The sequence below is a fragment of the Pseudomonas sp. GL-RE-26 genome (assembly GCF_019956275.1).
Classification (GTDB): domain Bacteria; phylum Pseudomonadota; class Gammaproteobacteria; order Pseudomonadales; family Pseudomonadaceae; genus Aquipseudomonas; species Aquipseudomonas grandcourensis.
In genome coordinates, this window is the sequence record NZ_JAHBDI010000022.1 from 289211 (window position 1) to 304051 (window position 14841).

The following is a 14841-nucleotide window of genomic DNA, read 5'->3' on the forward strand; positions in this document are numbered from 1 at the left end:
AAAGGGAATCAAGGGCTTAGTGGGCAAATTTCAGCGTTGACTGTTTTTTTTCGCAGACGGCTACCTTTCTGCGCCGAGATGCAGCAATGCATGACCGGGTTAAACGAGAGGTGAGTTGACGGAGCGGGGGGGCATGGGAGGGAAACGCCGGTCAGCCATCATTTGGCTCGACCGGCCGGAAGGTGAACGTTACTTCGTGACCAGCAGTTCCGGGCCGAGGTAGTTGTTGATCTGGTTGATATCGTCATCGCCCAGACTGCCCACTGAAGAGGCCAGGCGCAGGCGCGACATCAAATAGCGCAACTTGGCATCGAACAGATCGTGGCGCGCAACGAAGAGCAGCTCTTCGGCATTGAGGACGTCCGAGTTGGTGCTGGTGCCACCCTCTTTGAAGCCCTTGCGTGACGATGCCAGTGAGCGTTCGTTGGACTCCACTGCCTTCTCCAGCGCGCGAATGCGTTTGGCGCCACTCAGTATGCCTTGATACTCACGGGTGGTTTCGGTAATGACTTCCTGTCGCGCGGCGTCGAGTTCGTCCATGGCCTTATCGCTATTGGCACTGGCCTGGCGTGTCAACGCGCTGACACCGCCACCGCTGTACAGTGGGATATTGACTTCCAGCCCGATTGAGCCGTAGTGGTTGCGTTGATTCAACTCGGATAGTGACTGGCTCTCACCCGCGGTGTAGCCGGCAATGAAATCCAGTGTTGGCCAGTGGCCGGCGCTGGCACGCTTCACTTCTTCTGCTGCGAGGTCGCTGCTATAACGGCGCGCATGAATCAACGGGCTATCGGTCTGGGCTTTGACCAACCAGTCCTGCAGGTTACTCGGTAGCAGCGGTGGTGTATCGAAGCTCGGGCGCAAGGTGGTCAGTGACTCGGGGGTTTCACCGATATATTCCTCAAGCTTGCGGCGCGCGTTGATCAGGTTGTCTTGCGCTTCGATCAGCTCGGCGTCGGCGAGGTCGCGGCGAGCGGTCGATTCGTCGATGTCGGTGACGGTGCCGGCCCCCAGTTCCATGCGCCGTTTCGCCGAGGCGAGTTGTTCTTCGAAGGCGGTCAGCTTGGACTTGGCCAGGACGATGGTTTCGCTGGCCAGGAGTACGTCGAAATAGCTTTCGGCCAGGCGCACCGCGGCGTCCTGAGTCTTGGCATCGAATACCGCGTTGCTGTAGTCGGCACGCTGCTGACCCTGGCGGTATTCGGCCATCTTTTGTTTGTTGAACAGCGGCTGGCGCAGGCGCACGTTGGCGCCCTTGGAATCGTAATGGAGATCTCTGTCGATGCCGCTCTGGCTTTGGGAGCCATTGACCTTGTTGTGGTAGCCCGAGGCATTGATCTGCGGTAACAGGCCAGCCTTGCCAATGGCGCGGTTTTCCTCGCCGGCCTGTTTTTCATGCACGGAGGCCTGGTAGATAGGGCCCTGGAATTGCAACAAATCCCAGGCTTGTTTGAGGTCCATGGCACCAGCCGGCAGGGACAGCCCCAGCAGGCAGAACAACAGGCAACGACGTTCCATCTCATTGTTCCTTGAATGAGCTGTCCACACGATCGAGCATTGGTTTGAGAAGATAGCTGATCATGTTGCGTTCGCCAGTCTTGATGGTGACGCTGGCGGGCATGCCGGGGCGAATGTGGTTGCTGCCAAGCAGGCCCATGCCATCGGGCGTGACCTCCACCTGAGCCAGATAGAACGGTTGCTTGCTTTCCTCGTCCATCAAGCGGTCGGCGGAAATGGTCTTCACGCGGCCGGGGATATTTGGTGTCTTGGCATGGTTGAAAGCCGGGAAGGAAATGTCCACGGTCAGGCCGGGGACCATCTTGTCGATGGCCTGCACGGGAATCATCGCGTCGACCTGCAGCGGTTCGTTGACCGGAACGACTTCCATGATCTTGAAGCCAGGCTGAATGACCCCGCCAACGGTGGCAATGCTCAGGCCCTGGACCATGCCATCGATCGGCGAACGAATCACCGTGTGGGTCACTTCATAGTCGAGCGAGCGCAAGCGGTCGGCCAGAGTGGTGTTTTCCTTGGCGGTTTCAGTCAGCTGCGATTCGACTTCCTTCAGGTAATCGTGTTGGCGCTGCAGGATGCGCAGCTTGATTTCGGTGGTCTGGCTACGCACGCGGGCGATGTTGTTGAGGTTCTCGGCCTGGCCGGCAGAGAGGTCGGCATTGCTGCGTTCCAGCTCAAGCAGGCGGTTGCGCGGCACATAGCCTTCGGCCGTCAGCACGCGGGTGCCTTGCAGTTCCTGGTTGAGGAAACTGATCTGCGAGGCGCGGGCGCTATAGACCTGCTGCAGGCCCTTGAGCTGCACGGCCGACGCCGCCAGGTTCTCCTGCAGGATGCTGATTTCGCCAGCGAGACCGGCGCGCCGGGTGTCGAGCAGGCGCTGTTGCAGGTCCATGGCGGCTTCCAGGCGGTGGTCATCCTTGAAGCGTTTGAGCAGTTCCGGATCGAAGCTCACCACATTGCGGCCGTCACGCTCCGCTTCCAGGCGGTTTTCCACCGTCTTGCTGACGATGTACTGGGCGCTGACTGCACCCTCTTCGGCAGTGGCACGCAACGAGTCGAGACGGACCACCTCCTGGCCTTTTGTCACCAGATCGCCTTCGCGAACGAGAATGGCCTCCACGGTACCGCCACTCAGATGCTGCACGGCTTTGCGATTGTTGGTGACCTTGACCGTGCCTGTCGCTACCACGCCGGCATCCAGCGGAGCCAGCCAGGACCACAGGAGGAAGCCGCCGAAGCCGGCAAGCACCAGCCACACGCCCCACCGCGCGGGTTTGCCGACGTCCAGGTCTACCATGCTCCTGGAATCGGCTGTAATCATCTCGGTATGTTGGCTCATTTGCATGATCGGTCACTCCCGTGCTTTGACAGAGGCCAGCGGAGTTGACGCGCCTGCAGGGATCACACTGGCCTTGCGCAGCGCTGCGAATACTTCATCACGCGTGCCAAGCATCTGCACGCCGCCGTCGCGCAGCATCAGCACCTTATCGACGGCACAGAGTACGTTGGGACGGTGAGAAATCAGAATGACGGTGGCGCCACGGCCCTTGAGTTCGGCCAGGGCGTCGACCAAGGCCTTTTCGCCGAGGTCGTCGAGGTTGGCGTTCGGCTCGTCCAGCACGATCAGGTTGGGCTCGCCATACAGCGCGCGGGCCAAGGCGATGCGCTGCTTCTGGCCACCGGATAACGGGCTGCCATCGGTGCCCAGTCGGGTGTCATAACCCTGTGGAAAACGCAGGATCATTTCGTGCACGCCAGTGATCTTGGCGGCGCGGATGACCGCTTCGCTGTCCACTTCGCCAAAGCGCGCAATGTTGTCGGCGATATTGCCCTCGAACAGCTCCACGTCCTGTGGCAGGTAGCCGAGCCAGGGGCCAAGTTCGCCCTTGTTCCAGTTGAATATGTCTGCGCCGTCCAGGCGCACCTTGCCGGCCTGGGCCGGCCAGACGCCAACCAGCAGGCGGGCGAGGGTGGATTTACCCGAGGCGGATGGACCGATAATGCCAAGGCTTTCGCCGGGGACAAGGCTGAAACTCACGCCGCGCAGAATCGTGTTGTTGGTACCGGGGGCGCCGGCATACACATTCTCCACCGCCAGCATGCCCATTGGCCGCTGGAGCGACATGCTCGGAGGCCGGCGCGGATAGTCGTGCAGCATCTCGTTGAGCCGGCCCCAGGCCGAACGGCAGCCGAGCAATTGCTTCCACGACGCGATGACCTGTTCCACCGGACCCAGTGCGCGGCCGGTGAGGATCGAGCAGGCAATCATCATCCCCGGGGTGATCTTGCCGTCGATCGCCAGCAGCGCGCCAGCGCCGAGAATCAGCGACTGCAAAGTGATCCGCACGAAGCGCCCGATGCTGCTGATCAAGGCGGCACGATCGGAGGCCAGGGTCTGCATTTCCAGAATGCGCAAATGGCTTTGGTACCAGCGCTTGCTGATCGACGGCAGCATGCCCATGGCCTCGATGACCTCGGCGTTGCGCAGGTTGTTGTTGGCGAATTGGGCGGAGGAGAGGGCGGCCTGATTGGCTTCGGCCAGCGGCTTGTGCGTCGCCTTTTCGGTGAGCCAGGCCAGGGCCACCAGAATCAGCGAGCCGATCAGCGTGAGCAGTCCGAGCAGTGGATGGATCAGATAGGCGACCAGCAGGTAGATCGGCGTCCACGGTGCATCGAAGAAAGCGAACAGGGAATTGCCGGTGACGAACTGACGGACCTGGGCGAGGTCTTGCAGGGCCTGGGCCGGGTTACCTCCGGCGCGGCCCAGGTTGCGCTCGAATGCAGCGGTGAAAATGCGTCGGTTGAGGTCCATGTCGAGGCAGTTGCCGACCCGGATCAGCACGCGGGTGCGGACCATTTCCAGCGTGGACATCAGCAGGAACAGACCCACCACCAGGACCGTCAACATCGCCAGCGTCGTGACGTTGCGACTGACCAGGGCTCGATCATAGACCTGCAGCATATAAATAGCTGGCGTCAACATCATGACGTTTATGACACCGCTGAACGCCGCCAGCGAATAAAAACTGCGGCGCAGGCGAAAGAGTGCGTCTGCCAGTTCGGAACGGATGCTCGACTGCTTGGGCATGTTGGTCCTCCCACTGCGAAAAGCTGATTGCCCTTGGGGCGCAACAGCTAACAGTAAATGTAGTCCTGTAAACAGCTTATGGAGACGCAGGCTGGTCGCTCTATGGATGGCGAGTCTTCCGAAATAGCTGCGTTGCTCCCTTATGCAGCAGCGTAGGTGGCGGCGAAACAGTTCGAAATAACATTTTGCTCTATACCAGCACACAACTTTCTATATATCTTTTAAAAACAGATAGTTGTGATGCCTACCACCAGTCGTCTGTTTTAGCGACGTAATATTGACAAAGATTTGCTATGGAACTTTAGTCTTAGTTATCGGGGGGCCCGCCCGCCTGAAGCCTGCCAGCGCTTTGGCAGTGCAAGGCGCGGTGATTCTCCTGAGAGGAGCAGAATCATGTCGATCATTTCGTTCTTTTGCAGAGGGAAGGGGCTTTCCAGGACGTTTGCCTTCACTTCCAGATTCCATGGCCCGCCCAGGGCTCGAATCCGCTCTGCCTGATCGCCCGGCGAGCAATTCATTTCGCGAATTCCAGGCGCGTATCCCGGGTCTCGGGTAACGCCAGAGCTCTCGCTAAAAAACCTAATCAACAAACTGCGCAAGCCAGCACTTGACTTGGCGCGGGAGGGTTTTCTCGTCCCGTGCCTTTACCCAAATAGATCGAGGGCAATCCAAAATGGCCAATTTCAACAAGTCGGACCTGGAGTTCATCCTTAAGCAAATCTTCATCGCAGAAGCGAATGCCGACGGCGCCAGCCTCATTGATTTGCTTCCCAACTCTCAGGTGCCATTCGGCCTGCGTACCGTCGATGGCAGCTTCAACAACCTGGTCACCGGCCAGAGCGAGTTTGGCGCCGCGGACAATACCTTCCCGCGCCTGCTTGACCCCTCGTTTCTGGCGGCATACGCCGTGCCAGGGGATGTGACCGATCCGCAACCACGGATTATCAGTAACCTGATCGTCGACCAGACTGCCAACAACCCGGCGGCCTATGCCTCAGCGTTCGACCCGGGCCTGGACGGTGTACTCAACTTCGGCTTGCCGGGTAATGACGACGTACTCAAGGCTGGCGTACAGGTAGTCACCAGCCCCGGGCTGGATGGCGTGTTCGGCACGACCGATGACAAGCCTGTGTTCTTCATGCCCAACGTGTCGCCGGACGTCGGCCTGACCGCCAGCTTCAACTCGTGGATGACCTTCTTCGGCCAGTTCTTCGACCACGGTCTAGACCTGGTCACCAAGAGCGCTACCGACTTCGTATTTATTCCGCTGCAGCCGGACGATCCGTTGTTCGTACTGAACAGCCCGACCAACTTCATGGTGCTGCCACGTGCGGTGCATACCGCTGGCGCGGACGGAGTACTTGGCACTGCCGATGATGGCCAGCCCAACACCACCTCGCCGTTTGTTGACCAGAGCCAGACCTACAGCTCGCACCCGTCGCATCAGGTGTTCCTGCGCGAGTACGTGATCAACGCAGCAGGCGATCCTGTTGCAACGGGACGTTTGGTTACCAATCGCGATCTCGGCGTCGATGGCAGGTTCGGCACTGCCGATGATGGCAGCGGCGAAAATGGCGGCATGGCGACCTGGAAGGTGGTCAAGGCCCAGGCTCATGACATTCTCGGCATTGACCTGACTGACGCCGATGTACACAACGTGCCGTTGCTGGCAACCGATGCGTACGGCAACTTCATCCGCGGGCCGAACGGCATGCCGCAGGTGGTGATTCGCATCAGTAACGGTGCTGACGGCATTGCCGGGACAGCTGATGACGTCACTCAACTGGTCGAAGGCAACCGGGCTGCTCCGATCAGTCTGGCCAACGCCGTGAGCACCGGGCATGGCTTCCTCGACGACATCGCCCACAATGCCGCGCCAGTCGTCGTCAATGGGCTTCTGCAGGCGGATGTTGATGACGCTATCGGCAATGCGCAGCCAACTGACGGAGCCGGCAACAACACGACCTATGACAACGAACTGCTCGACGCCCACTACATCGCCGGCGACGGCCGGGTGAACGAGAACATTGGCCTGACCACCGTGCACCATGTGTTCCACTCCGAGCACAACCGCCTGGTCCAGCAATCCAAGGACACCATCCTTGCTTCCGGCGACCTGGCCTTCCTCAACCAGTGGCTGGTGGACGATGTGACCGCGATACCGACTACACCCGCCGGGATCGCAGCGTTGGTGTGGGACGGTGAACGCCTGTTCCAGGCCGCCAAGTTCGGCACCGAAATGCAGTACCAGCACCTGGTGTTCGAGGAATTCGCGCGGACCATTCAGCCGCAGGTCGACGGATTCCTTGCGCCCAGTGGCTATGACACCTCGATCAACCCGGCAATCCTCGCCGAGTTCGCCCACGTGGTGTACCGCTTCGGTCACTCGATGTTGACCGAGACCGTCGATCGCTTCGACCCCGCGTTCAATCCGCTCCTCACTAACCCGGCCAACCCGGACTCGCAACTGGGTCTGATTGCGGCCTTCCTCAATCCGCTGGCGTTTGCCGGCAGCGGGACGACTGCGGATGAAGCGGCAGGAGCGATCATTCGCGGTGTGACCCGCCAGGTCGGCAACGAGATCGACGAGTTCGTCACCGAAGCGTTGCGCAACAACCTGCTCGGTCTACCGCTCGATTTGCCGAGCCTGAACCTGGCGCGTGGTCGCGACACGGGCATCCCCACCTTGAATGAGGCGCGGCGAGAGTTCTACGCCTCAACCGGCGACAGCCAACTCAAGCCGTACATCAGTTGGGCTGACCTGGCAGACAGCCTCAAGCACCCCGAGTCGTTGGTCAACTTCATCGCGGCCTTCGGTACCCACGGGGCATTGACGGCAGCCGATGTGGATACGATGGTCGAGATGCGTGCGGTCGCTGCTGCCCTGGTATTTGGCGGCAGCGCGTTGATCAATGCCGGCACTGTCAACGAGCGTACCTTTACCGCCGATTTAGCGGATCGCTTGGCATTCCTTAACAGTTCGGGCATCTACGCCATGGTCAATGGCGTCACCACTACCGGTGTGGACGACATCGACTTCTGGGTCGGTGGCCTCGCCGAACAGAAGATGCCGTTCGGCGGCATGCTCGGCTCGACGTTCAACTTCGTGTTTGAAACCCAGATGGAGGCGTTGCAGAACGGCGACCGCTTCTACTACCTGTCGCGTACTGCGGGCCTGAACTTCGGCACTGAGCTTGAGAACAACTCCTTTGCCAAGCTGATCATGCTCAACACCGATGTCACCCACCTGGCAAACACCGTGTTCCTGACGCCGACGTTCACCCTCGAAGTGAATCAGGCCACTCAGTTCACTGGCCTGGGCCTGGATAGCCGTGCCGATCCGACGGGCGGCATCATGATCAACGGCGTGGAAGTCGTGCCGCTGGTGATCCGTGACAACCCCGACACCCCCGGTGTGGACACCAACTATCTGCAGTACACCGGTGAAGACCATATCGTCATGGGCGGCACTGCCGGCAATGACATCATCATCTCCGGTGACGGCGATGACACCATCTACGGCGATGCCGGCAACGACCGCCTCGAAGGCGGTGCCGGGAACGATGCGGTACTGGGCGGCGCGGGTGATGACATCATCAGCGACACGTTCGGCGATAACCGCCTGGAGGGTAATGCCGGTAACGATGTGATCGTGGCCGGCAGCATGCTTGTTGCAGGCAACCTGATCCTTGGCGGCGATGGCCAGGACTTCATTATCACCACGGAAGACATCACCACCACCTTCGGCGGTCAGGGTGACGACTTCATCCTCGGCGCCAAGACCAACCTGCCACCTACCGGCAACGAAGGTGATGACTGGATCGAGAAGGGCGCCCAGGACGGTGCGCCTGGCGATAACTTCTCGCCGTTGCTCAATGACGATGTGATCGGCAACGACATCTTTACCGGTGGTGGCGGCTTCGACGAAATGATCGGCGAGGGTGGCGACGACATCTTCGTCGGCAGCGATGCCCAGGACAAGATGGACGGCATGTCCGGTTTCGACTGGGTGACCTACAAGAATGACAAGGTCGGCGTGACCGTTGACCTGACCCTGGCCGCGCTGGCGCAGCCACATGGCAATGCGCCAAACCAGAATGCCGGGGTGTTCAATCCGGTCGGTGCCTCGCCTGCCTCGATCCTTGACCGTTTTGCCGAGGTCGAAGGCTTGTCCGGTTCGAGTTTCGGTGATGTGCTCAAAGGCGATGATGTCGATGCGGTCACTATTGTCAACCACGGTGGTGCCACGGGCAGTGCACTGACCAATGTCGCGTTGATCCGCGGTCTGGACCAGTTCCTGGCCGATGCCGGATTACCGGTCACCGGCTTTGCCACTGGCAACATCATTCTCGGCGGCAATGGCAGTGACCTGATAGAGGGCCGCGGCGGCGATGATCTGATCGATGGCGACAAATGGATCAACGTCAGGATTGCGGTTTACGCCCCTGGTGATGTCAACCATACCGGCCCCGAAATCGCCTCCTTCGACAGCATGGTCGATATGATCCCGTTCATGCTGGATCGCACCTATAACCCGGGTCAGCTCAAGGCCGTGCGGGAAATCATGCCCGGCACCTCGACGGGCGGGGCGGCCTTCGACACCGCCATCTACTCCGGGCTTCTGGGCGAGTATACGGTTATTGTTGACGACCGCGGCACGGCGGACGATTTGGCGGACGATGTCTATACAGTGATAGATAGCGTAGCGGGCCGCGACGGCACCGATACCCTGCTGCATATCGAACGCCTGCAGTTCGCCGATAACCAGATAGTGCTGGTGGACGGACTCAATGCCCAACCAACTGGCAGCCCGACTGTCACGGATGGCAACGGCGGCGCGATCACGGTGGGCGACACACTGACGGTCAGCGTGGCCGGGGTGCGCGATGGCAACAATATCGCGGCGGGTAATCCGCTGGGCTTGATTACCAACTCCTCTGTGTCCTACATCTGGCAGTTCGAGGCAACGCCAGGCAGCGGCGTATTCGAGGACATTATCCTGTTGCCAGCTGGCGACCTGGCGTTCCAAAGCGCCGACGGCACCGCGTTCAAGGTCTCTCCTGACCTCGCCGGGTTGTCGTTGCGGGTCAAGGCGATCTATCAGGACGGTCACGGTACCACGGAGATCCTGTTCTCCACGCCGACGGCTACCATCGCCGCCGGTGCACCGGTTATACCAACGGCGCAGGTACCTGTAGTCGATGCCACCGCAGGTGGCGCGGGCCTGCACATGGTCCGCTCCGACCTCAACTTCATTCTTGACCAGATCAAGATTGCCGAGGCTGAGGCGGGCGGTCAGGACATCCTCTCGCTGATCCCGAACATCCGCGCGCCGTTGGGCCTGCGTGCGGTCGACGGGTCGAACAACAACCTGATGAACCTCAACGGCAACAACCACACCGAGTTTGGTGCCGCCGATAACGTCTTTCCGCGATTGACCGATCCGGTCTTCAATCCGGCGGAAGGTGTTGCTGCCGGCTTCTTCGGCCCCGGCTCGCCGGCTATCGCTGGATCGTCGTATGCGCAGAACAGCGGCAATGTGTTTGACTCGCAACCACGCACCATCAGTAACCTGATCGTCGATCAGACGTCGAACAACCCGGCGGCCTATGCCACGGCTTTCGACCCGGGCCTGGACGGTGTGCTCAACTTCGGCGTGGTGGGTGTGGGTAATGACGACGTCCTCAAGGATGGCGTACGGATTGTCGCCAGCCCCGGCCTGGATGGTCAGTTCGGTACCCCCGATGATCACGATGTGTACTTTTTCGAGAACGTCGCGGCGGACGCGGGATTGTCCGCGCCGTTCAACGCATGGATGACCTTCTTCGGACAGTTCTTCGATCATGGCCTGGACCTGGTCACCAAAGGCGGTTCGGGCACCGTCTTCATCCCGCTGAACGAGGATGATCCGTTGTTTGTGCCAGGCGGCAGTGCCAACTTCATGGTGCTGACCCGCGCGACCAACCTGCCAGGGGCGGATGGGGTTCTCGGCACTGGTGACGACATCCATGAGCAAACCAACACCACCACGCCATTCGTGGACCAGAACCAGACCTATAGCTCGCACCCGTCGCACCAGGTGTTCCTGCGTGCCTATGGGCTCAACGCAGCTGGCGATCCGGTGGCCACCGGCAAGCTGATCACCAATCGTGATCTGGGCGCCGATGGCGAGTTCGGCACTATCGACGATGTCGAGATCGGCGGCATGGCCACCTGGAAGGTAGTCAAGGCGCAAGCCCATGATCTGCTCGGCATCAATCTCACGGATGCCGATTTCGACAACGTGCCATTGCTGGCGACCGACGCCTACGGCAATTTCATCAAGGGGCCGAATGGCATGCCGCAGGTGGTGATCCGCATCGGTAACGGTGTTGATGGCATTGCCGGGACAGCTGATGACGTCACTCAACTGGTCGAAGGCAACCGGGCTGCTCCCATTGACCTGACCAATGCTGTGCGCACCGGTCACCAGTTCCTCATCGACGTTAACCACAATGCAGTGCCGGTGGACGGCCAGACCGGTGCAGCGCTCGCGCCCGATGCGGACGATATCGTGGGTGGTACACCTGCGCCGGGCTCCTACGACAACGAGCTGCTGGATGCGCACTACATCGCTGGCGACGGCCGGGTCAACGAGAACATCGGCCTGACCGCGGTGCATGCGATCTTCCACTCCGAGCACAACCGCCTGGTCCAGCAAACCAAGGATACCGTGCTCGATTCGGGTGACGTGGCCTTCCTCAACGAGTGGCTGCTCACTCCGGTGGCCGCATTGCCAACCAACCAGACTGAGTTCGATGCGCTGCAGTGGAATGGCGAGCGCTTGTTCCAGGCTGCCAAGTTCGGTACTGAAATGCAGTATCAGCACCTGGTGTTCGAGGAGTTTGCGCGGACCATCCAGCCCCGAGTCGACCTGTTTTTTGCACCGACCCAGGTCTATGACGTCGACCTCGATGCCTCGATCGTCGCCGAGTTCGCCCACACCGTGTACCGGTTTGGCCACTCGATGCTGACCGAGACCGTCGATCGCTTCGATATCGACTTCAACGTGGTGGGGGCCAGCGTTACTAATCCCGATCAACAAATGGGCTTGATCGCAGCGTTCCTCAACCCGTTGGCGTACGCCGCCAGTGGCGTGTCGCCAGAGGATGCGACCAGTGCGATCATTCGTGGGGTGACTCGGCAAGCCGGTAACGAAATCGACGAGTTCGTCACCGAGGCGCTGCGCAATAACCTGCTTGGCTTGCCGCTCGACCTGCCGGCGCTCAACATCGCCCGTGGCCGCGACGTGGGGATTCCCTCACTCAATGCGATCCGCCGCGACATCTACAGCCAAACCGGTGATACCCAACTCAAGCCGTACTCCAGCTGGATCGACCTGTTGCAGCACCTCAAGCATCCGGAGTCGTTGATCAACTTCATCGCGGCCTATGGCACGCATGACACGATCACGGCGGCGACCACGCTTGAAGGCAAACGCGCTGCAGCCCTGGCGCTGGTCTTCGGTGGCGTGGGTGCGCCGGCTGACGCTGAGCGTTTGGCCTTCCTCAACAGCACCGGTGACTTTGCCAACGTAACGCTGCCCGGCAGCGATGGGGTGCTGGGTACTACCGACGACCTGAGGAACGTGACGACCACGGGCGTCGATGCCATCGATCTCTGGATCGGCGGCCTGGCCGAACAGAAAACCCCGTTCGGCGGCATGCTCGGCACGACCTTCAACTTCGTGTTCGAGAACCAGCTGGAAAAACTGCAGGACGGCGACCGCTTCTACTACCTGGAGCGTACCTCTGGCCTGTCCATGAATGCCGAACTTGAAAGCAACTCGTTCGCCAAGCTGATCATGGCCAACACCTCGGCCACGCACTTGCCAGGCCTGGTGTTCTCGGACCCTGGGTTCTATCTGGAAGTAGACCCGGGCAAGCAATTCAACGAAGGCCTGCTCGCCGCCGATCCGCTCGGCCCGAACGGCGAGCAGGTGGTGTTCCGCGACAACCCGCTGACCGTGGGGGCGGACACCAACTACATCCGCTACAACGGTGCCGAGCACATCGTGCTGGGGGGCACAGACAACGCAGACATTCTCATCTCCAGTGAAGGCGATGACACGGTCTGGGGTGATGCCGGCAACGATCGCATCGATGGCGGTGACGGCAACGACCAGCTGCGCGGTGGTGCCGGTGACGACATCATCACCGACACCGGCGGCGACGATAACATCCAGGGTGGCGACGGCAACGACGTGTTGCACGGTGGCAACGGCGTCAACCTGATCATTGGCGGGTTCGGCAGCGACTTCATCGTGACCGGTGAGGACGCCTCCGAGGCCATTGGTGGCCAGGGCAACGACTTCATCCTGGGCAGCAAAGCCAACGAACAGGACATGGGTAACGAAGGCGACGACTGGATCGAGAAGGGCACCTCGGACGGTGCACCTGGCGACAACTTCGATCCACTGGGCAACGACCCGGTCATTGGCCACGATGTATTTATCGGTGGCAATGAGAACGATAAGTTCAACGGCGAAGGCGGCGACGACATCATGGTCGGCAGTCTCGGCTTCGGTGACCGCTATATCGGCGGCTCGGGCTATGACTGGGCGACCTTCAAGGATCTCGCCCAGGGCGTGACCATCGATTACAGCGACCGCTTCTTCGATGTTCCACCGATGCCGGGTTCGGGTGCCTCGGCGCTGGTGCGCTTCGACATCATGGAAGGTCTGTCGGGCTCGTCCCACGGTGACTTCCTGCGCGGTGATAACGAAGATGCGACATCGCTACCCACCGCGGGTGCAACCGGCAGTGTGTTGACCAACATCAGCCTGATCAACGGTCTGGCGGGTCTGTTGCCAGTCGGCGCGACGTTCTACGACGGCGGCAACATCATCCTCGGTGGCAGCGGTAGCGACCTCATCGAAGGTCGAGGTGGTGACGACATCATCGACGGTGACAAGTGGCTGAACGTACGCATCAGCGTACGGGCGAACGCTGATGGCACTGGCGCGGAAATCGCCACGTTCGACAGCATGGCGCCGATGGTCCAAGCGATGTTGAACGGCACTTACAACCCTGGCCAGCTGGTCATCGTGCGGGAGATTCTGACCGGCACTGACAGCTTCGACACTGCGGTGTTCTCCGGTAATTTTTCGGAGTACAGCGTCGCTGTCGATGGCAACACCGTCATCGTGACCGACCTGGTGACAGCGCGTGATGGCGTCGATCGCCTGACGGGCATCGAGCGTCTGCAGTTCGCTGATCAGGCGCGGGCGTCCGGCGTTGGCACCGCCTTGAACAGCGGTCCTGTGGGGCGTCTGGCGATCCTCGATGCTACCTCCGGTGCGCGTACCGATACACCCGTCGCCGGCCAGCTGCTGCGCGTCAGCGATCGGTCGATACGCGATGCGGACAGTGTGAGTGCGACCAATCTAACCGGCGCGGTTACCGGTCCGGTGGCTTACTACTGGCAGGTCGAAAACATCCCTGGTTCGGGCGTCTTTGAAGACATCACCTTTGTCGCCGCCGGCGAGGTATCGCGGGCGATCGGCGCCACCTACCTGGTGGCGGACGATGTCGCCGGTCTGAACATCCGCGTTCGGGCGGTGTATCAGGATGGCAACGGTACGCTGGAGTTCGTCGACTCGTCGGCGAACAACGCACCGACCGCAGGGCCGGCCATCCTCGGTTTTGCGTTTCTGAACGAGGTGCTGACCGCCGACCTGTCGACCATCGTCGATGTCGATGGCCTCAGCAATCCGCAGTTCACCTTCCAGTGGCAGGAGACCAATGGGGTCACCTTTGTCGACATCGCCGGAGCCACTGCCAGCACGTTTGCGCTTGGCCAGGCTCAGGTCGGTGATCAGGTGCGCGTGGTGGTCGGTTATGTGGATGACTTCGGTGTGGCCGAAAGCGTTACGTCCGACGCCACGGCCCCGGTAGCCGTCGGTGCAGTGTTTGTCGGTACCACCGGTGGCGACATATGGGTCGGCACGGCAGGCAACGACGTGGCCAGCGGAGGTGATGGCAACGACTTCCTGAGTGGCTTGGGTGGCAACGACATCCTCAATGGTGACGCGGGCAATGACATTCTCATCGGGGGTACGGGTGCCGACACAATGGCCGGCGGTGTTGGCGACGATGTCTACGAAGTCACCGACCTTGGGGACGTGGTGACCGAGCTTGGCGGTGAGGGTATTGACACGGTCTGGACCTCGCTCGCGAGCTACACCCTGGGTGCCAACG

At 60.7% G+C, this 14841-nt stretch carries 4 protein-coding genes; 1 reads left to right on the forward strand and 3 read right to left on the reverse strand.

What is annotated here, in order from left to right; translation table 11 throughout:
* Positions 1-189 precede the first annotated feature (189 nt).
* The 3 genes from KGB07_RS16255 to KGB07_RS16265 are packed head-to-tail and all read right to left on the reverse strand — an operon-like array spanning position 190 to position 4603.
* Positions 190-1518 (reverse strand): TolC family outer membrane protein, encoded by a 1329-nt coding sequence (locus KGB07_RS16255; protein WP_223465940.1) that lies wholly within the window; start codon positions 1516-1518, stop codon positions 190-192.
* A 1-nt stretch (position 1519) separates the two neighbouring features.
* Entirely contained in the window at positions 1520-2860 is a 1341-nt protein-coding gene (locus KGB07_RS16260) for an HlyD family type I secretion periplasmic adaptor subunit (protein ID WP_223465942.1), read from the reverse strand.
* A gap of 6 nt (positions 2861-2866) precedes the next feature.
* The gene (locus KGB07_RS16265) at positions 2867-4603 is read right to left on the reverse strand and encodes a type I secretion system permease/ATPase (protein ID WP_046043039.1); all 1737 of its coding nucleotides are present in this window, start codon (positions 4601-4603) and stop codon (positions 2867-2869) included.
* A 673-nt stretch (positions 4604-5276) separates the two neighbouring features.
* On the opposite strand from KGB07_RS16265, the gene KGB07_RS16270 reads away from it, so the two are divergent.
* Positions 5277-14841: peroxidase family protein (locus KGB07_RS16270; RefSeq protein ID WP_223465944.1), on the forward strand; the 9565-nt coding region annotated here is incomplete at its 3' end.